General features: G+C 52.1%; 18 protein-coding genes and 1 tRNA gene. 7 read left to right on the plus strand and 12 right to left on the minus strand.

The genetic code is table 11. The features are described from left to right. Nucleotides 1-237 precede the first annotated feature (237 nt). The 3 genes from lysS to AC5M9B_RS01295 form a co-directional block, all read right to left on the minus strand. Nucleotides 238-1,749, minus strand: a complete 1,512-nt coding sequence (gene lysS / locus AC5M9B_RS01285) for a lysine--tRNA ligase (protein WP_146736574.1) — start codon at nucleotides 1,747-1,749, stop codon at nucleotides 238-240. A gap of 178 nt (nucleotides 1,750-1,927) precedes the next feature. Further along, nucleotides 1,928-3,370: an aldehyde dehydrogenase gene (aldA, locus tag AC5M9B_RS01290; RefSeq protein ID WP_003742761.1), complete on the minus strand. Its 1,443-nt coding sequence runs from the start codon at nucleotides 3,368-3,370 to the stop codon at nucleotides 1,928-1,930. 143 nt (nucleotides 3,371-3,513) lie between these two features. After that, a tRNA-Lys gene (locus tag AC5M9B_RS01295) sits at nucleotides 3,514-3,589 on the minus strand. A gap of 185 nt (nucleotides 3,590-3,774) precedes the next feature. Here AC5M9B_RS01295 and AC5M9B_RS01300 point away from each other — a divergent pair. Together AC5M9B_RS01300 and trpC are read left to right on the plus strand one after the other, a co-directional pair. Beyond that, the gene (locus AC5M9B_RS01300; RefSeq protein ID WP_019271607.1) at nucleotides 3,775-4,206 is read left to right on the plus strand and encodes an Ag473 family lipoprotein; all 432 of its coding nucleotides are present in this window, start codon (nucleotides 3,775-3,777) and stop codon (nucleotides 4,204-4,206) included. A gap of 125 nt (nucleotides 4,207-4,331) precedes the next feature. Further along, on the plus strand, nucleotides 4,332-5,114 hold the full coding sequence (trpC, locus tag AC5M9B_RS01305) for an indole-3-glycerol phosphate synthase TrpC (protein ID WP_146736578.1): 783 nt from the start codon (nucleotides 4,332-4,334) through the stop codon (nucleotides 5,112-5,114). 558 nt (nucleotides 5,115-5,672) lie between these two features. Here trpC and AC5M9B_RS01310 read toward each other — a convergent pair. The 9 genes from AC5M9B_RS01310 to rsmI all read right to left on the minus strand — a co-directional run bounded on the left by AC5M9B_RS01310 (nucleotide 5,673) and on the right by rsmI (nucleotide 14,039). Then, nucleotides 5,673-8,501 (minus strand): valine--tRNA ligase, encoded by a 2,829-nt coding sequence (locus tag AC5M9B_RS01310; RefSeq protein WP_146736573.1) that lies wholly within the window; start codon nucleotides 8,499-8,501, stop codon nucleotides 5,673-5,675. Between the two features lie 135 nt (nucleotides 8,502-8,636). Next, a complete protein-coding gene (locus AC5M9B_RS01315; RefSeq protein WP_003744960.1) occupies nucleotides 8,637-8,930 on the minus strand; it encodes a helix-turn-helix domain-containing protein in 294 nt (97 codons plus the stop codon). Nucleotides 8,931-9,332: 402 nt separating this feature from the next. After that, nucleotides 9,333-9,824 (minus strand): hypothetical protein, encoded by a 492-nt coding sequence (locus tag AC5M9B_RS01320; RefSeq protein ID WP_107145669.1) that lies wholly within the window; start codon nucleotides 9,822-9,824, stop codon nucleotides 9,333-9,335. 76 nt (nucleotides 9,825-9,900) lie between these two features. Then, the gene (zupT, locus tag AC5M9B_RS01325; RefSeq protein WP_016686830.1) at nucleotides 9,901-10,710 is read right to left on the minus strand and encodes a zinc transporter ZupT; all 810 of its coding nucleotides are present in this window, start codon (nucleotides 10,708-10,710) and stop codon (nucleotides 9,901-9,903) included. Between the two features lie 259 nt (nucleotides 10,711-10,969). Next, the gene (locus AC5M9B_RS01330) at nucleotides 10,970-11,500 is read right to left on the minus strand and encodes an alpha/beta hydrolase (RefSeq protein WP_107145670.1); all 531 of its coding nucleotides are present in this window, start codon (nucleotides 11,498-11,500) and stop codon (nucleotides 10,970-10,972) included. Nucleotides 11,501-11,510: 10 nt separating this feature from the next. Then, nucleotides 11,511-11,855, minus strand: coding sequence for a hypothetical protein (locus AC5M9B_RS01335; protein ID WP_060975675.1), 345 nt, complete (start codon nucleotides 11,853-11,855; stop codon nucleotides 11,511-11,513). Continuing rightward, on the minus strand, nucleotides 11,842-12,621 hold the full coding sequence (locus AC5M9B_RS01340) for an exodeoxyribonuclease III (protein ID WP_003758273.1): 780 nt from the start codon (nucleotides 12,619-12,621) through the stop codon (nucleotides 11,842-11,844). Before AC5M9B_RS01340 ends, AC5M9B_RS01335 begins: the two co-directional genes overlap by 14 nt. A 96-nt stretch (nucleotides 12,622-12,717) precedes the next feature. Further along, the gene (locus AC5M9B_RS01345; RefSeq protein ID WP_070612951.1) at nucleotides 12,718-13,089 is read right to left on the minus strand and encodes a DUF488 domain-containing protein; all 372 of its coding nucleotides are present in this window, start codon (nucleotides 13,087-13,089) and stop codon (nucleotides 12,718-12,720) included. A gap of 62 nt (nucleotides 13,090-13,151) precedes the next feature. After that, entirely contained in the window at nucleotides 13,152-14,039 is an 888-nt protein-coding gene (rsmI, locus tag AC5M9B_RS01350) for a 16S rRNA (cytidine(1402)-2'-O)-methyltransferase (RefSeq protein ID WP_019270775.1), read from the minus strand. A gap of 55 nt (nucleotides 14,040-14,094) precedes the next feature. On the opposite strand from rsmI, the gene AC5M9B_RS01355 reads away from it, so the two are divergent. From AC5M9B_RS01355 to map, 5 genes are all read left to right on the plus strand, one after another. After that, a complete protein-coding gene (locus AC5M9B_RS01355; protein ID WP_019270776.1) occupies nucleotides 14,095-14,442 on the plus strand; it encodes a YraN family protein in 348 nt (115 codons plus the stop codon). A gap of 4 nt (nucleotides 14,443-14,446) precedes the next feature. Further along, nucleotides 14,447-15,040, plus strand: a complete 594-nt coding sequence (locus tag AC5M9B_RS01360) for a phosphoheptose isomerase (RefSeq protein ID WP_019270777.1) — start codon at nucleotides 14,447-14,449, stop codon at nucleotides 15,038-15,040. 72 nt (nucleotides 15,041-15,112) lie between these two features. Further along, a complete protein-coding gene (locus AC5M9B_RS01365) occupies nucleotides 15,113-15,724 on the plus strand; it encodes a BON domain-containing protein (protein ID WP_049228789.1) in 612 nt (203 codons plus the stop codon). A gap of 69 nt (nucleotides 15,725-15,793) precedes the next feature. Further along, nucleotides 15,794-16,405: a hypothetical protein gene (locus tag AC5M9B_RS01370; protein ID WP_049228787.1), complete on the plus strand. Its 612-nt coding sequence runs from the start codon at nucleotides 15,794-15,796 to the stop codon at nucleotides 16,403-16,405. A gap of 109 nt (nucleotides 16,406-16,514) precedes the next feature. Continuing rightward, complete coding sequence (map, locus tag AC5M9B_RS01375; protein ID WP_019270779.1) at nucleotides 16,515-17,294, plus strand: type I methionyl aminopeptidase; 780 nt, start codon at nucleotides 16,515-16,517, stop codon at nucleotides 17,292-17,294. Nucleotides 17,295-17,458: the final 164 nt, after the last annotated feature.

The raw sequence follows: 17,458 nt of genomic DNA on the forward strand, positions 1-17,458 counted from the left end.
TCGCCTTGCCGTACTATTTGTACTGTCTGCGGCTTCGTCGCCTTGTCCTGATTTAAATTTAATCCACTATACAACCGCGAGCGTTGCAGTTTGAAATTGAAAAAGCTGAGTCCTGTCGCATACAGAACCCAGCTTGCACAGAACGCCTGAAAAGGCTTTTATGAGTGTCCAAGATTTGGGGGTCAGTTCAAACCAATTTTCCGGTTTTCAGACGACCTTTTTTATTATCTGCCTACCTCATTCGGGACGCATTTGCGGGAACAAAATCACGTCGCGGATGGTTTGCGAATCGGTCAGCAGCATTACCAGGCGGTCGATGCCGATGCCGCAACCGCCTGTCGGCGGCAGACCGAATTCCATCGCGCGGATGTAGTCGGCATCGTAGTGCATGGCTTCGTCGTCGCCCGCATCTTTTTGCGCCACTTGTGATTTGAAGCGTTCGGCTTGGTCTTCAGGGTCGTTCAATTCGGAATAGCCGTTTGCCAGTTCGCGGCCGACAACGAACAATTCGAAACGTTCGGTCAGACCTTGTTTGGTATCGGAAGCACGTGCCAACGGGGAAACTTCGACCGGGTAATCGACGATGAAGGTCGGGTTCCACAGTTTGCTTTCGGCACAACCTTCAAACAGGGCGAGTTGCAGGCTGCCGATGCCCGGGGACGGCGGCAGGCTTTCACCGTGTTTGACGATTTCTTTTTTCAGCCACTCCGCATCGTTCAACTGCTCGTCGGTGTAGTGCGGATTATATTTTTTGATGGCTTCGAGAATGGTCAGGCGTTCAAACGGGCTTTCCAAATCGACTTCTTTGCCGTTGTAGCTGATTTTCGCCGTACCGTTTACCGTGCGCGATGCGTTGCGGATGATGTCTTCCGCCATCTGCATCATGCGCTCGTAGTCGGAGAAGGCTTCGTAGAATTCAATCATGGTGAATTCAGGGTTGTGGCGCACGGACATGCCTTCGTTGCGGAAGCTGCGGTTGATTTCAAACACGCGCTCCAAACCGCCGACCACCAAGCGTTTCAGATACAGCTCGGGGGCGATGCGCAGGTAAAGCGGGATGTCCAAAGCATTGTGGTGGGTCACGAACGGTTTCGCCGTCGCGCCGCCGGGAATCGGGTGCATCATCGGGGTTTCGACTTCGAGATAATGCTCGTTCACCATGAAATTGCGCACGGATTGGATGATTTGGCTGCGTTTGATAAAGGTATTGCGCGATTCTTCGTTGGCAATCAAATCGACGTAGCGTTGGCGGTATTTGGTTTCCTGATCGCTCAAGCCTTTGTGTTTGTCGGGCAGCGGGCGCAGGGATTTGGACAGCAGGCGGATGTCGGACACACGCACGGTCAATTCGCCGTGGTTGGTTTTGAACAAAGTGCCTTCCGCGCCGACGATGTCGCCCAAGTCCCAGTGGTTGAAATCGTCCAAAACTTCCTGACTCACGCCTTTGTTGTTCAGATAAAGCTGGATTTGACCGGTAACGTCTTGAATGGTGGCAAAGCTCGCCTTGCCCATTTGGCGTTTGAGCATCATACGGCCGGCAATTTTAACAGGGACGGCTTGCGGGTCGAGTTCTTCTTTGCTGATTTCGCCGCATCGGGCGTGCAAATCGGCGGCAAAGCTGTCTCGCTTGAAGTCGTTGGGATAGGCAATGCGCTGTTGGCGGATGTTGTGCAGTTTTTCGCGGCGCAGGGCGATGATTTGGTTTTCGTCCAACTGCGGCTCGGTCTGCGGATTGTTTTGTTCGCTCATGGTGTTTTCCGGAAAAATAAATCAGGCGCAATCTGTTTCAGACGACCTGATTGAATCACAAAATTTGCGCATATTTTACGCGATGTCGGTGTTTTTTTCTATAAAGGCAAAAATGCCGCCCGAAACCCGAAAATCGGTTGCAGGCGGCATTTCGTTTAACTGAGGCTAATATCGGCAGTTAAATATTGGTTTCCAGATAAACGACTTGGGTTTGCAGATATTCTTCCAAACCGTGTTTGCCGTCCGCACCACCGATGCCGGATTTTTTCCAACCGGCGTGGAAGCCCTGCATGGCTTCGAAGTTTTCGCGGTTGATGTAGGTTTCGCCGAATTGCAGGCGGCGGGTGACGTAGAAGGCTTCGTTCAGGTTGGTGGTGTAAACGGAGCTGGTCAGACCAAATTCGCAGTCGTTTGCCAAGGCGATGACTTGGTCGAGCGTGTCGAAAGTGGAAACAGGCAGGACGGGGCCGAAGGTTTCTTCCTTCATGATGTCCATGTTGTTGTCGGTGTCGGTCAGCAGGGTCGGCTCGAAGAAATAGCCGCGTCCTTCGGCGCGTTTGCCGCCGCAGACCAGCGTCGCACCTTGTTTGACGGCACGTTCCACTTTTTCGGCAACGGCTTTGACGGCGCGCTCTTCAATCAGCGGCCCCATTTCCAGCGCGCCTGCTTCGGCTTCGGCAGGATTGCCGTAGCGCACGCCTTTCATGGCGGCGGTCATTTTTTCAATGAACGCGTCTTTCAGGCTGCTGTGGACATAGACGCGCTCGGCGCAGTTGCAGATTTGACCGGTGTTGCCGACGCGCGAAGCCAAGATGGATTTCACTGCCAAGTCCAAATCCGCATCTTTCAAAACGATGGCGGGCGCTTTGCCGCCGAGTTCCAGCGAAACTTTGGTGATGTTGGCGGAAGCGGCTTCCATCACTTGGCGGCCTGCTTCGACGGAACCGGTCAGGCTGACCATATCGACTTGCGGATGGGCGGACAAGGCATTGCCGATTTCCGCTCCGGGGCCGTTCACCACGTTGAACACGCCTGCGGGCAATCCGACCGCATCGACGATTTCAGCGAAGATGTGGCAGTTGATCGGGGTCACGCTGCTGGGTTTGACGACGATGGTGTTGCCCGTTACCAAGGCGGGACCCATTTTGCGGGCAATCAGGAAGAAGGGGAAGTTCCACGGCAGGATGCCTGCCACGACGCCCAGCGGACGTTTGAACAATAAGATGTTTTCACGCGGACGGTCGCTTTGGATGATTTCGCCTTCATAACGGCGCGCCCATTCGGCTTGGTAATCGAGATAGTCGGCGGTAAACATGACTTCCACGCGCGCCAAGTCTTTGGTTTTGCCGCCTTCGGCAACAATGGTGTCGGTCAGCTCGTCGGCGCGTTCGCGTATGCCTTGGGCGATTTTGCGCAAATACGCGCCGCGTTCGACCGCAGGCAGCCGCTCCCATGCCGGTTGCGCCGCACGCGCCGCCGCTACGGCACGGTCAACGTCCGCTTTGCCGCCTTTGGGTTCGCGGGCGATGGTTTCTTCGGTGGAAGGGTTCAATACGTCGCGCCATTCGCCGTTGAAATCATTTTCAAAGCGTCCGTTGATGTACATTGCCAACTGTTTCATTTCAAGTTCTCCTGTTGTTGTAGTCGCGTGTAGTCAGTGTATGCTTAAATTGTCTGGCATACAAGTATATTTGTGGTAGAAGTAGATTATTACGGAGAACATGAAAAAAAAACCTGCTTTTTTTCAAAGCAGGTTTTAATGTTTGGTGGGTCGTGAGCGATTCGAACGCTCGACCAACGGATTAAAAGTCCGCTGCTCTACCGACTGAGCTAACGACCCGATAAGCTGTGAATTATATTGGCAGACATCCTGTGCGTCAATAATTTTATTGAAATTTTTTTCAATAAAAGTAAACAGCCTGTTATTTGCCGTTAAACTACCCTATTTTGCTGACCTGTTATGTTATGATGCCCACGCCTGCCTCAAACGAAGTAGGTGTTTTCTAGATTAAGAAAGGATAAAACATGAAAAAATTACTGATTGCTGCGATGATGATGGCCGGCTTGGCTGCATGCTCTCAAGAGGCCAAACAACAAACCCAAGAAGCTGCTTCCGCCGTAGCTTCCGATGTCAATGCAGCCGCTTCCGAGGCAAAAGATGCGGCTGATAAAGCAGTCTCCGACGTTAAAGATGCAGCTGCCGATGCCAAAGATGCTGCTGAAAAAGCTGTTTCCGATGTTAAAGATGCGGCTGCCGATGCTAAGGCAAGTGCAGATAAAGCTGTCTCCGACGCAAAGGAAACCGCAGATAAAGCCTTATCGAATGCAACCGAAGCCACAGGAAAAGCAGTTGAAGAAGCTGCCAAAGATGCAAAAAATGCTGCTAAAGATGCTTTGAACAAAGCCGCTGATGCAACTCAAGATGCTGCGGATAAAATGAAAGACGCTGCCAAGTAATTGTTTTAACAACGTATCAACAAGCCGTCGGAATTATTCCGTACGGCTTGTTTTGTTTGCCTCGTTTTATTTTTCAGACGACCTCTTGTGTTAAGATGACGGCTTTACCGTGCAGGAAATCTGTTATGACCGATATTCTGAATAAAATCCTTACAACCAAAGCCCTGGAAGTCGCCACACAAAAAGCTTCTGTCTCTTTGGATGAAATGAAAAAACAGGCAGATGCCGCCTTGCCCGTACGCGGTTTTTTTGACTCTATCCGTACCAAACACGAGCAAAACCGCCCTGCCGTCATTGCTGAAATTAAAAAAGCCAGCCCGAGCAAAGGGCTGATCAGACCCGATTTCCATCCTGTGCAGATTGCCCGCGCCTATGAAAATGCCGGAGCTGCGTGCTTGTCCGTCTTAACTGACGAACAATATTTCCAAGGCTCTCCCGAATATTTGAAAGCGGCACGCGCGGCAGTCGGGCTTCCCGTTTTACGAAAAGACTTCATCATTGATGAGTATCAGATTTATCAGGCGCGTGCCTGGGGTGCTGATGCCGTCTTACTGATTGCCGCCGCGCTTGAGCAAGAACAATTAGAACATTTTGAAGCAGTAGCCCATCAATTAGGCATGAACGTATTGTTGGAACTGCATGATACTTCCGAATTGGAAAAATGCCGAAATCTGACAACACCCCTATGGGGCGTAAACAACCGCAACCTGCGGACATTCGACGTATCTTTACAGCAGACTCTAGATTTACTGCCTGCACTGGCAGGTAAAACCGTCGTTACCGAAAGCGGCATCCGAAGCAAATCCGATGTCGATTTTATGCGCAGCCACGGCGTACATACCTTCCTTATCGGCGAAACTTTTATGCGCGCCGACGATATTGAAGCGGAAGTGCGGAAGCTGTTTTAAGGTTTCATATTGCGGAATCATGTAAAAGGTCGTCTGAAAACAGATTTTGGTTTTCAGACGACCTTTTTTCTCAAATCTAAAAGCGGGCAAAGTTCTGATTGTATAGTCAACTTGCTTACTTTTTGACATGGCTGACAATAGATGCAGCATCAAAAACAAAAGAAGTAAACTGAACTGAAAAACTCAACAACATTTTGAAATAAAAAAGTTTCGTTGAATCTTGAACAATCTACAATTACGAAAAAGCACAATCAAATAATAAAAAACAGTGCGATTAACAGCAGTTGAATACATAATTTAAACAATGCAGTACGACTAACAAAGTAGATGGGTAAAGTGCCGAAAATAACCATCAGGAAGATAATCAGCCATGGTTGCCATCTGTTAAGATGGGTAGCTTCAGTAAAGCATGTATGAATATGAAATACCATAATGGCAACAACGAGTAATACAGGTGCAATTTCAGTCATAGTAATATCAGCCATAGTTCTATTGTCCCATTGATTAAGACCGTCTGAAATTTAAGTTTCAAACGGTCTTTTCTTATTCACCCAACAATCAGTCTTTCAACTTCGCCAACTGATTTTGCACTTTCGCCATCTTGTCTTCCAACTCCGCCAAATCGGCTTTGTCTTTTTCCACCAGATGCGCGGGGGCTTTTTCGGTGTAGCCGGGTTTGGAGAGTTTGGCGTTGAGTTTGTCCAAGGTTTTTTGCAGCTTCTCGGCTTCTTTGCTCAAGCGGGCGGTTTCGGCGGCTTTGTCGATTTCGACTTTCAGCATCAGGCGCGCGCAATTGCAGACGGCGCTAGGTGCGTCTTCGCTTTCGGGCAGCCTGTCCACTGTTTTGGCTTCGGTCAGGCGCGTGAGGGCGGGCAGGTATTTCAGCAGCGCTTCAGGCACACTGCCTTCCACAAACAGCGGCGCTTTCACGTTCGGGGCAATGCCCATTTCGCCACGCAGGTTGCGCACGGCGCCAATCAGGTCTTGCAGTTGCGCCATTTGGTCAAAAGCAGCCTGCACGATTTTTTCCGGGTCGGCTTTGGGATAGGCGGCCAGCATAATGCTGTCGGCGGTTTTGGCATTCGCCAGAGGCGCAACGACCTGCCACAGCTCTTCGGTAATGAAAGGCATGATTGGGTGCAGCAGGCGCAGGATGGTTTCGAGTACGCGCACGAGGGTGCGGCGTGTAGTGCGCTGGGTTGTCGGGCAGCCGGTTTGGATTTGCACTTTTGCCAGCTCGATGTACCAGTCGCAATATTCGTTCCACACAAATTCGTACAGCGTTTGTGCGGCAAGGTCGAAGCGGTAGGTTTCAAAGGCTTCGGCAACCGCGGCTTCGGCTTGTTGCAGTTTGCCGATAATCCATTGGTCGGCAAAGGTAAACGCTAACGGCTGCATTTCGTCTTGACCGCAGTCTTTGTCTTCGGTGTTCATCAACACGAAGTTGGTGGCGTTCCACAATTTATTGCAGAAGTTGCGGTAGCCTTCGGCGCGTTTGAAGTCGAAGTTGACGCTGCGTCCGAGGCTGGCGTAGCTTGCCATGGTGAAGCGCAATGCGTCCGCGCCCATGCTCGGAATGCCTTCGGGGAAGAGTTTTTTGGTTGCTTCTTCCACTTTCGGCGCGGTTTCGGGTTTGCGCAGGCCGGTGGTACGTTTTACCAGCAGTTTTTCCAAGTCGATGCCGTCGATCAAATCCACAGGGTCGATGACGTTGCCTTCGGATTTGGACATTTTTTTGCCTTCGTGGTCGCGCACGATGCCGTGGATGTACACGTCTTTAAACGGTACTTTGCCGGTGAAGTGGGTGGTCATCATAATCATGCGCGCCACCCAGAAGAAGATGATTTCGTAGCCGGTGACCAAGACATTGGACGGCAGGAAGGCCTTGAGTTCGTCGGTTTCAGACGGCCAGCCGAGCGTGGAGAACGGCACGAGCGCGGAGGAGAACCATGTATCCAATACGTCTTCTTCGCGGGTCAAGCCTGTTTTGCCGGCTTGTTTTTCGGCTTCCGCCTGATTTCGGGCAACGTACACATTGCCTGCTTCGTCGTACCACGCGGGGATTTGATGCCCCCACCACAGTTGGCGCGAGATGCACCAGTCTTGAATGTTGTTCATCCATTGGTTGTAGGTGTTGACCCAGTTTTCAGGGATAAAGCGCACTGCGCCGCTGTCGACGGCTTTTTTGGCTTTGTCGGCAAGGCTCAGGCCTTTGAATTCGCTGTCAGGTTCGCCGCCGTTTGGCGTGGCGGACATGGCGACAAACCATTGGCTGGTCAGCATCGGCTCAATCACGGAACCGGTACGATCGCCTTTCGGCGTCATCAGCGTGTGTGCTTTGATTTCGACCAACAAGCCTTGTTCCTGCAAATCGGCAACCATTTGTTTGCGCGCGGCAAAGCGGTCTAAGCCTGCGTATTTTTCAGGCAGGGCAAAGCCTGGTTGCGCTTCACCTTTGAAGTTGAACACTTCGGCGTTTGCCAGCACTTTGGCTTCCAAGTCGAATACATTAACCAAGCGCGTGTCGTGGCGTTTGCCGACTTCGTAGTCGTTGAAGTCGTGCGCAGGCGTGATTTTCACGCAGCCGGTACCGAAGTCTTTTTCGACGTATTCGTCAGCAATCACGGGAATGGTGCGGCCGGTCAGCGGCAGGATTAATTCTTTGCCGATTAAGTGAGTATAACGTTCGTCTTCAGGATTGACGGCTACGGCCACATCGCCCAGCAGCGTTTCGGGGCGGGTGGTCGCCACGATAACGGCTTCGGCGGGATTGTCCGCCAGCGGATAGCGGATGTGCCACATAGAGCCTTGTTCTTCCACGCTTTCCACTTCCAAATCCGATACCGCCGTACCCAATACAGGGTCCCAGTTCACCAAGCGTTTGCCGCGGTAAATCAAGTCTTGCTCATACAGGCGCACGAACACTTCGGTTACGGTTTCGGCACGCATGTCGTCCATCGTGAAATACTCGCGCGTCCAGTCGGCAGAACAGCCCACGCGACGCATCTGCTGCGTAATCGTGCCGCCGGACACTTCTTTCCATTCCCACACTTTTTCCAAGAATTTTTCGCGGCCCAAGTCATGACGGGACACATTTTGCGCGGCAAGCTGACGCTCGACTACGATTTGCGTGGCAATGCCCGCGTGGTCGGTGCCCGGAATCCAGGCGGTGTTGCAGCCTTTCATGCGGTAGTAGCGGGTCAGACCGTCCATAATGGTTTGGTTGAAGGCATGGCCCATGTGCAGCGTACCGGTTACGTTGGGCGGCGGCAGTTGGATGGAAAAAGACGGTTTGGTCAAATCCATATCGGGCTGGAAATAACCTTGGGTTTCCCAGTTTTGATAGTGTTTGGATTCGATTTCGGCGGGATTGTATTTATCTAACATGGTAAAAAATGCTGTCTGTAAAAGGGTTTGCGGGCAAACGTCTGTTTAAAAAATAATTGCGGATTATAGCGCAAAAAGGTCGTCTGAAACGGAATATCGTTTCAGACGACCTTTTTGAAACAAATCGAAACGGGCTTATTTGCCTTTATCGGATTTGGCTTCTTTCTTCAGGGAAGCGTACAACTCAGGATCGCGGTTTTTCAGCAGGGAGGCAATCGCCAAATCGTCGCGGTTTACTTTTGCCAAGTCAACGCGTTCGATGTGTACCAAGCGCAGCAGCTCGCGTACAGGTTTGGGCATATTGCGGCCGGATTCGTAACGTGAACCACCGGACTGAGTTACGCCGATACGGCTCCAAAAGTCCATTTGGTTCAAACCGAGTTTTTTGCGGATATCGCGGATGTTGTCAATTTTCTCAAACGACTTCATGAAAATTCCTTTTTCTTCTGTATTGTTTGTTGATAAGCAATTCTGCTTCTCTGCAACGGGATGCGGAAGCTTTCGATACAGCCTGAATTGTTACACAAATGACAATCGGCTGCGCGATAGAAAACTATCTATACTGAATGTTTAGACAGTATATTCGAAAGAAGTTTTGTCAGATTCTTGATAATTTGCAAAAATATTTCCAAGTCAAATAATTTCAATAAAATTATTATTATAAATCAAAAATATATATTTTAAGCATCAGTAATATTTTACAAAAATAAACAATTCAAACAGGAATATTTCATTCGCAATTATTAATTCATCATAATATTTTGCGCAAAAAATACGCAATAGAACCGTATTCCAATGCGTATTTTCAGCTATTCGGCCTCAAAACGCTGCCTAGCGCTTTCTCGGATAAAAGGTAATCGGCTGGACGATGGAGCGTGTCAGCTGTTTCGGCAAGGTCATCATTGCAATCATCCACACGCCCACCGTGTAACACAATATCCCGCCGTTACGCATCCCTCCCAATGCAGTACTGCCTAAAACTGCCTCCAGCATCAAGCAAACGGCGGCAGCCGCACAAGCTGCCATGCCGGCAAGAAACAGCGCATGGCGGGCATATCTGCGCAACATTTTTTTCAAAGCCGCTTTGACCAAAACGGCAGCAATCAACAGATTGAAAAAGAAAAACACGCCTGCAACCAGCCACACTGCCGAATCGTTCCAACCTTTCGCCACAGACCATCCGCCACCCTGCCGGCTAAACAGCAATCCGCCGCCACCCGCCATCATGGCAAACACATCATGAATCAATAACGCCAGCGGCAATGCGGCAAAAATCAATGCCGTCAGCAAAGGCCGATAAGGTTTTTCCTGTTCGAGATACATCATGCCGTTCCAAAATCGAAAACAACGGCAATTATAGAACAATCGCTTTGCGGTATCAGCCTGAAGCGGAATCAGATCAAAAATGAAACAACACCAAGCTCAAGGCAATCACCGCCATGCCGGACGTCAACCCGTAAACGGTTTCGTGTCCGTCGGAATAACGCTTGGCGGCGGGCAGCAATTCGTCCAACGCAAGAAACACCATCACGCCCGCAATCACGCCAAACACTGCACCGAACACGAAAGGCGATAAAAACGGCTTGAGCATGGTGTAGCCCAAAACCGCGCCCAAGGGTTCGGCCAGTCCTGAAGCGAGACAGGCGAGGACGGTTTTTTTGCGGTTGCGGGTGGCGAAATAAACGGGCGCGGCAATGGAAATGCCTTCGGGAATATTGTGTATCGCAATCGCGAGCGCCAGCGGCATCCCGACGGCGGGATTTTCCAGCGTGGCGAAAAACGTTGCCAAACCTTCGGGAAAATTGTGCGCGGTAATCGCAAACGCCGCCATCATGCCGACTCGGGCGATGTGGCGGCGTTTGTTTTCCTGAAAAGCGGGGTCGTGCGGATCGAGCGTTTCATGCGGGTTCGGCACAAGGCGGTCAATCAGCGCAATCGAGCCCATGCCTGCCAGAAAAGCCAGCGTCGCGGCGGCGAAGGCTTTGTCTTTGTCGTAAACCTGCCCGAAGGCTTCGCTGGATTTGTTGAAAATCTCCGTCAGCGACACATACACCATCGCCCCGCCCGCGAACGCCAATCCGAACGACAATACGCGCGGGTTGGGCGTTTTGGAAAACATCACCAACCCGCTGCCCAATACGGTAAACAATCCGGCGGCAAGGGCGATGCCGAAGGCGGTGATAAGGTTGGGCAAGGCAATATCAAGCATGAAAATCGGTTCTTCAGTGAATGTAATGCCATCAGGCTAACACATATTTCCACAAAAGAGAATAGTTATTATTTTCATAAATAAAGATTAAGATGGAAAATATTGAAACTGTCATTCCCTACCCGCTTACGCAAAGGCGGCTGCGCAGGCATGACGGCACAGACTTTTCATTTCACTTTAACGTAACAAAAAGGTCGTCTGAAACCTGATTTCCGGTTTCAGACGACCTTTTCTTCTTTAATCCTTACAAGCGTTTTACTCAACTCAAGAGCATTTCCTGTATCAGCTTCATGCCCCATTGCCAGCCGCCGAGTGCGCCGTTGAGCGTGCCGGAGTGCGGCGACAGGAGGAGGCGGGCGTTCCACAGGTTTGCCCGCTCTTCCGCCCAGTTGCGCGGCGTACCGTTTTGTTCGGCGATGACAAGCGCGGTGCGGCAGGGGCAACGGACGCGCCGGAGGGTGTGTATTTCATCGTCGGGGAATGCTTCGGGGCGCGGCGAGACGAGGATGATGTTGACGATTTTTTTCTGTGTCAGAATGTCGGTTTGGTAGAGCCAAGCCAAAAAGGCGGATACGCCTGCGCCATGGGCGACGACAGCGATGTGTTCGCCGCTGATGCCTGCAAACGCCGTCTGAAGGTTTGCCTGCCATTGGGCGATGCTTTGGCCGGCGGAAGCAGCGGCGGTTTGGACGACGGGATAGCTGACCGCCCAGCGGTCTATCCACATTTCCGCCTCGTCCGCGTCGCGTATCAAGAAAAGCGTCAGGTCTTCGAGTTCGAAAGTTCGCATTTCAGACGACCTATTTGAGCAAATCGTTGAGCGTAAAGGTAATCAAGAGCGCGGCTGGGACACTTAAAACGGCGCAGGTGGCGAGGCAGATCAGGATGTTGGCAATCAACCGCCAGCCTTTCCAGCCGAAACACTTGGCGGCAATCATGAGGCAGGGCAGCGAAAACAGCAGCCACACCCCCGCCCAAAGCGGATTGGCGCGGGTCATTTCAACCCAGCCGGACATCCGCGCCAGCATGAATATCGTCCACACCAGCATAGGCAGTACAAACGCGGCGACCACCCATGCCGCACCTATGCCGGTTTTACCGTTCACATTCCAATCGTATTTGCCGAAAACTTTATTGGGCAGCATAGTCGTACTCCACGACCAAAGGGGCATGGTCGGAAAATTTCTCGTCTTTATAAACATGCGCGGACACCGCTTTGGCGGCGAGTTCGGGCGTAACCATCTGATAGTCGATGCGCCACCCGACATCTTTCGCATACGCCTGTCCGCGGTTGCTCCACCAAGTGTAGCCCGGATTGTCAGGATAGAGCGTGCGCCACATATCCGTCCAGCCGAGCGTATGGATGACTTTGCCTATCCATTCGCGTTCTTCGGGCAGGAAGCCTGAGTTTTTCTGGTTGCCTTTCCAGTTTTTCAGGTCGATGTTTTGGTGGGCGATGTTCCAGTCTCCGCAAACGACAATGTCGCGCCCCTCCGCCTTCATGGCTTCAAGCATGGGATAGAAGGCGTCTAAAAAGCGGTATTTCAATTCCTGCCGCTCCGGCGCGCTGGTGCCGCTGGGCAGATAAAGCGAAATCACCGACAGCTTGCCGAAATCGCAGCGCACAAACCGCCCTTCCCTGTCGAATTCTTCAATGCCCATACCGATTTGCACATTGTCAGGCGCGCGTTTGCTGTACACCGCTACGCCGCTGTAACCGCGTTTTTCGGCGCAATGCCAATGGCCGTGCATCCCGTGCGGATTCTTCATTTCGTCGGACAAATCGGCTTCCTGCGCTTTGAGTTCCTGCACGCAGACAATGTCCGCGCCCGATGCGGCAATGTATTCGTAAAATCCTTTTTTGTAGGCGGAGCGGATGCCATTGACGTTGGCGGAGATGATTTTCAGCATAATTGTGTGCTTTGGAATATTAGTTTAGGGGAAAAAACGGATTGTAACCGATAGCGGCAAAGGTCGTCTGAAAAAACAGGTTTGGACAAATCCATCCTATTCCCGATACTCGAATACCGCACCTAAAAACTGGGCCAACGCCGAAACATGGGAACGCTGCGGATTCTTGACGGCGGTCAGCAGCCATACCCTGCCGTTTTGCTTCTCCAACTGAAGCAGGCGGGCTACGGCGCGCTGTTGCACCTCACCCTGCAATTCTTCGTGATAGCGCGTAACGAAGCCGTCGAAATTCTGCTCCGGGTTTTCATGATACCAACGGCGCAGGGCGGCACTGGGCGTAATGTCTTTGAGCCAGAGGGCGGAGGCGAACTTTTCCTTCGTAATCCCGCGCGGATAAAGGCGGTCGATAAAGACGGCAGTTTGCCCTTCTGCGGGGAGGTAACGATAAATGCGTTGTACGGTAAACATCGTTTTTCTGCTTGCTTATATTGTGAAATAAAGCCCTAGTTTTTTCAGACGACCTTACACCCTCAAGCGTCGTCTGAAACCCGTTTCCACCCCAACGCCAAATCGTACAAGGCTTTTTTGCTTTCTCCGGTAATTTTGGCGGCAAGTTCGGCAGCCTGTTTGGTAGGTAGTTCGGCGGTGAGGACTTTCATAACGTTTTGCGCGGCTTCGGGCAAGGTATCGTGTTTCTCACGAAGAGCAGGATGGAGGATGAGCACCATTTCGCCGCGCGCCTGATTGCCGTCGTTTTTCAGGGTCGTCTGAATTTCAGTAACCGTACCGCTAAGAAAGGTTTCGAAGGTTTTGGTGATTTCTCGGGCGAGAGTAAGACCGCGTTCGGGGAAGAGGGCTGCCATGTCGACAAGGGTAGCTTCGATGCGGTGCGGGGTTTCGAACATTACAACAGAAAAATCAGCCTGCGCCCATTTGGCAAGCAGCTTCTGCCGTTCGCCGGATTTGGGCGGCAGGAAACCGTTGAAGTAGAAATTAGGTTCGGTAACGCCTGCGACGCTCAACGCGCCCATCACCGCGCTCGCACCGACAACGGGGACAACTTTAAAACCAGCCTCACGCACGCGGCGGGCGAGTTTCGCACCGGGATCACAAACCGCAGGCGTACCTGCGTCGGAAACTTGTGCGACGGTAAGGTCGTCTGAAAGATGGTTGATGATTTTGTCCGCCATCTGCTGTTCGTTATGCTCGCGCACGCTGACGAGCTTGCCCTGTATGCCGTATGCGCTTAGAAGCTGTGCGGTAACGCGCGTATCTTCGGCGCAGATAATATCGGCTTTTTGCAGGACGGCGAGCGCGCGCAGGGTGATGTCCGCCAAATTGCCGATGGGCGTGGCGACAACGTATAATGTCCGTTTTTCAATACTGTCGGCGGCTTTTTGAAGGTGTTTTTGAAACATGGCTTTATCAGGTCGTCTGAAAACAATATAACGATATTATACGGGGTAAACCTCCATGCGTCTGAACCACAAACAAGGGGTGGCGGGCGAAGATGCCGCGCTGGCGTTTCTTCTTTCGCAAGGCTGCAAACTCATCGCGCGCAACTGGCACTGCGCTTACGGCGAAATCGATTTGATTGTCAAAAACGGTAACATGATTCTGTTTGTTGAAGTAAAATACCGCAAAAATCAGGGTTTCGGCGGTGCCGCATACAGTATTTCGCCGTCTAAGTTATTGAAACTGCAACGGTCTGCGGAGTATTATCTGCAACAAAACGGCATGACGCATACCGCGTGCCGTATCGATGCGGTACTCATAGAAGGAAACCGCCCGCCCGAATGGATAAAGAATATTACAGGTTGACGATATGACGACTTTACAAGAGCGCGTTGCCGCCCATTTCGCCGAAAGCATCCTTGCCAAGCAGGAAGCCGAAAAAGTGTTGGTCGAGCCGACCGCTCAAGCGGCGGAACTGATGCTGCAATGCCTGATGAACGACGGCAAAATCTTAGCCTGCGGTAACGGCGGTTCGGCTGCCGACGCGCAGCACTTCGCCGCCGAAATGACCGGACGCTTTGAAAAAGAGCGCATGGAACTTGCCGCCGTCGCGCTGACGACGGACACTTCCGCGCTGACCGCCATCGGCAACGACTACGGTTTTGACCATGTGTTCAGCAAGCAAGTGCGCGCGCTCGGACGCGCCGGCGACGTTTTGGTCGGCATCTCTACCTCCGGCAACTCCGCCAACGTTATCGAAGCCATCAAAGCGGCACACGAACGCGATATGCACGTCATCGCTATGACCGGTCGCGACGGCGGTAAAATCGCCGCCATGCTCAAAGACACCGACGTACTGCTCAACGTCCCCTACCCGCGCACTGCCCGCATTCAGGAAAACCATATCCTGCTGATACACGCCATGTGCGACTGCATCGACTCCATGTTGCTTGAAGGAATGTAAGCCTTTTTTCAGACGACCTCTTTTAAAGGTCGTCTGAAACATATCCGCCGAACTCATCATCAAGGAAAAAATATGAACATCAAACGTCATACCGCACCCGTTCTGACCGCCCTCCTCCTCAGCCTGACACTCAGCGGCTGTATCGGCGTACTCCTCGGCGGCGCGGCAGTCGGCACCAAATCCGCCGTCGACCGCCGTACCACAGGCGCGCAAACCGACGACAACGTAATGGCAGTGCGCGTCGAAACCACTGCCCGCTCCTACCTGCGCCAAAACAACCAAGCGCACGGTTACACTCCCAAAATCAACGTTGTCGGTTACAACCGCCACCTGCTGCTGCTCGGACAAGTTGCCACTGAAGGCGAAAAACAATTCGTCGAACAAATCGCCCGCGCCGAACAAGCCGCCGAAGGCGTGTACAACTACATCACCGTTGCCTCCCAAGAACGCACCATCGGCGATGTAACCAACGACACATGGGGTACATCCAAAGTCCGCACCACTCTTTTAGGTCTCAAACCCACCACACAGGCGCGCGTCAAAATCGTAACCTACGGCAACGTGACCTATGTAATGGGTATCCTGACACCTGAAGAACAGGAAAAAGTGACCCAACGCGTCAGCACCACCGTGGGCGTGCAAAAAGTCGTTACCCTGTATCAAAACTACACCCAACCCGAATAACGCAGCCCTAATCCAGAGGGCGGGAACAACATCCCGCCCGTCCCCATCCACCTTTACACACATCGATCTATGTCCAAAAAACAAAACGAATCTTTCCAACTCAAACCCAAACACCTTATCCGCGCCGCTCTCGTCATCTCCATCATCGCCGTCGGCGCACTGATTGTCGGCGTTATCGGTACGCTTAATACCAAACCCGACACAAGCAACACCCAATCCGCCCAACCCGCGCCCAAAGACGAAGGCGTGGAAGTTTGGCGTCCCAACGGCACCGTCGAACCGAAAAAAATCATAGCAGGCTCTGAAGACGAAACAAGCGAACAAGAAAAAACCGCTTCTCAAAACCCCGTCATTCCGCCGCAAAACCAATCCGAAAACCGCCGTGCCAAAGCACAGCCTAACGCTAAAAATAAAGATAAAAACAACGACCAGCACGACCAAACACCGCCCGCGCAGACAGAAACAGCAGAAATCAAAGCCAAACCTGCCCAAAGTACCCCTGCGGAGCAGCCACAGGCCCAAGCCCCTGCCCAGCCTGCCAAAACCGAAGTACACGAAACGAAGGGCGAATCCAAACCCGCACCTCAACCCGCTCCCAAGCCGGCTCAGCCTAAACCCGCTCAACCTAAACCGGTTCAGCCCAAACCTCAGTCCAAAGATGTCATGGACAATCTGTTTTAACCGGACAACCCGCCGGCCTGAGGTTGCCTTATCCGTAATCTGTATCCCCTTCCCTTTCAGACGACCTTTGTGCCGCAACAAGGTCGTCTGAAACCATCAAGGAAACAACATGAACGAAATCATCATCAAAACCCCTGAAGAAATCGAGAAAATGCGCGAACTGGGCAAACTCGTCGCCGAAGCCCTCGACTACATCGGACAATTCGTCAAACCCGGCGTGACCACCAACGAAATCGACAAACTCGTTTACGACTACCACGTCAACGTCCAAGGCGGCTATCCCGCCCCACTGCACTACGGCAACCCGCCCTATCCCAAATCCTGCTGCACCTCCGTCAACCACGTCATCTGCCACGGCATCCCCGACGACAAGCCGCTCAAAGAAGGCGACATCATCAACATCGACCTGACCATCAAAAAAGACGGCTTCCACGGCGACTCCAGCCGCATGTTTACCGTCGGCAAAGTTTCCCCCATCGCCCAACGCCTGATTGACATTACCCACGAATCCATGATGGCGGGCATCGCCGCCGTCAAACCAGGCGCAACCTTGGGCGACATCGGCTACGCCTGCCAACAAGTTGCCGAAAACGCAGGCTATTCCGTCGTACAAGAATTTTGCGGCCACGGCATCGGACGCGGTTTCCACGAAGCCCCACAAGTCCTGCACTACGGCAGAAAAGGACAAGGCGTCGTCCTGAAGCCCGGCATGATTTTCACCATCGAGCCGATGATCAACCAAGGCAAACGCCACCTGCGCATCCTAAACGACGGCTGGACGGTTGTGACCAAAGACCGCTCCCTTTCCGCCCAATGGGAACATGAAGTTTTAGTGACAGAAACCGGCTACGAAATCCTGACTGTCAGCCCGGCTACCGGCAAACCCTAATCTGTCAAAGCATCCCGCCTGCAATACAAAAAGGTCGTCTGAAAACTTGGAAATCAAGTTTTCAGACGACCTTTCAATCTTTCAGACTTTATAGTGGATTAAATTTAAATCAGGACAAGGCGACGAAGCCGCAGACAGTACAGATAGTACGGCAAGGCGAGGCA

Source organism: Neisseria flava (assembly GCF_982712965.1).

What these genes read in the sequence shown, in the direction of transcription:
- AC5M9B_RS01330 (WP_107145670.1), bottom strand. Translation starts at nt 11,500, where the DNA reads ATGCGAACTTTCGAACTCGAAGACCTGACGCTTTTCTTGATACGCGAC.
- AC5M9B_RS01335 (WP_060975675.1), bottom strand. Translation starts at nt 11,855, where the DNA reads ATGCTGCCCAATAAAGTTTTCGGCAAATACGATTGGAATGTGAACGGT.
- AC5M9B_RS01345 (WP_070612951.1), bottom strand. Translation starts at nt 13,089, where the DNA reads ATGTTTACCGTACAACGCATTTATCGTTACCTCCCCGCAGAAGGGCAA.
- AC5M9B_RS01310 (WP_146736573.1), bottom strand. Translation starts at nt 8,501, where the DNA reads ATGTTAGATAAATACAATCCCGCCGAAATCGAATCCAAACACTATCAA.
- AC5M9B_RS01320 (WP_107145669.1), bottom strand. Translation starts at nt 9,824, where the DNA reads ATGTATCTCGAACAGGAAAAACCTTATCGGCCTTTGCTGACGGCATTG.
- trpC (WP_146736578.1), top strand. Translation starts at nt 4,332, where the DNA reads ATGACCGATATTCTGAATAAAATCCTTACAACCAAAGCCCTGGAAGTC.
- AC5M9B_RS01360 (WP_019270777.1), top strand. Translation starts at nt 14,447, where the DNA reads ATGACGACTTTACAAGAGCGCGTTGCCGCCCATTTCGCCGAAAGCATC.
- AC5M9B_RS01370 (WP_049228787.1), top strand. Translation starts at nt 15,794, where the DNA reads ATGTCCAAAAAACAAAACGAATCTTTCCAACTCAAACCCAAACACCTT.
- aldA (WP_003742761.1), bottom strand. Translation starts at nt 3,370, where the DNA reads ATGAAACAGTTGGCAATGTACATCAACGGACGCTTTGAAAATGATTTC.
- AC5M9B_RS01315 (WP_003744960.1), bottom strand. Translation starts at nt 8,930, where the DNA reads ATGAAGTCGTTTGAGAAAATTGACAACATCCGCGATATCCGCAAAAAA.
- map (WP_019270779.1), top strand. Translation starts at nt 16,515, where the DNA reads ATGAACGAAATCATCATCAAAACCCCTGAAGAAATCGAGAAAATGCGC.
- AC5M9B_RS01340 (WP_003758273.1), bottom strand. Translation starts at nt 12,621, where the DNA reads ATGCTGAAAATCATCTCCGCCAACGTCAATGGCATCCGCTCCGCCTAC.
- AC5M9B_RS01365 (WP_049228789.1), top strand. Translation starts at nt 15,113, where the DNA reads ATGAACATCAAACGTCATACCGCACCCGTTCTGACCGCCCTCCTCCTC.
- zupT (WP_016686830.1), bottom strand. Translation starts at nt 10,710, where the DNA reads ATGCTTGATATTGCCTTGCCCAACCTTATCACCGCCTTCGGCATCGCC.
- lysS (WP_146736574.1), bottom strand. Translation starts at nt 1,749, where the DNA reads ATGAGCGAACAAAACAATCCGCAGACCGAGCCGCAGTTGGACGAAAAC.
- AC5M9B_RS01300 (WP_019271607.1), top strand. Translation starts at nt 3,775, where the DNA reads ATGAAAAAATTACTGATTGCTGCGATGATGATGGCCGGCTTGGCTGCA.
- AC5M9B_RS01355 (WP_019270776.1), top strand. Translation starts at nt 14,095, where the DNA reads ATGCGTCTGAACCACAAACAAGGGGTGGCGGGCGAAGATGCCGCGCTG.
- rsmI (WP_019270775.1), bottom strand. Translation starts at nt 14,039, where the DNA reads ATGTTTCAAAAACACCTTCAAAAAGCCGCCGACAGTATTGAAAAACGG.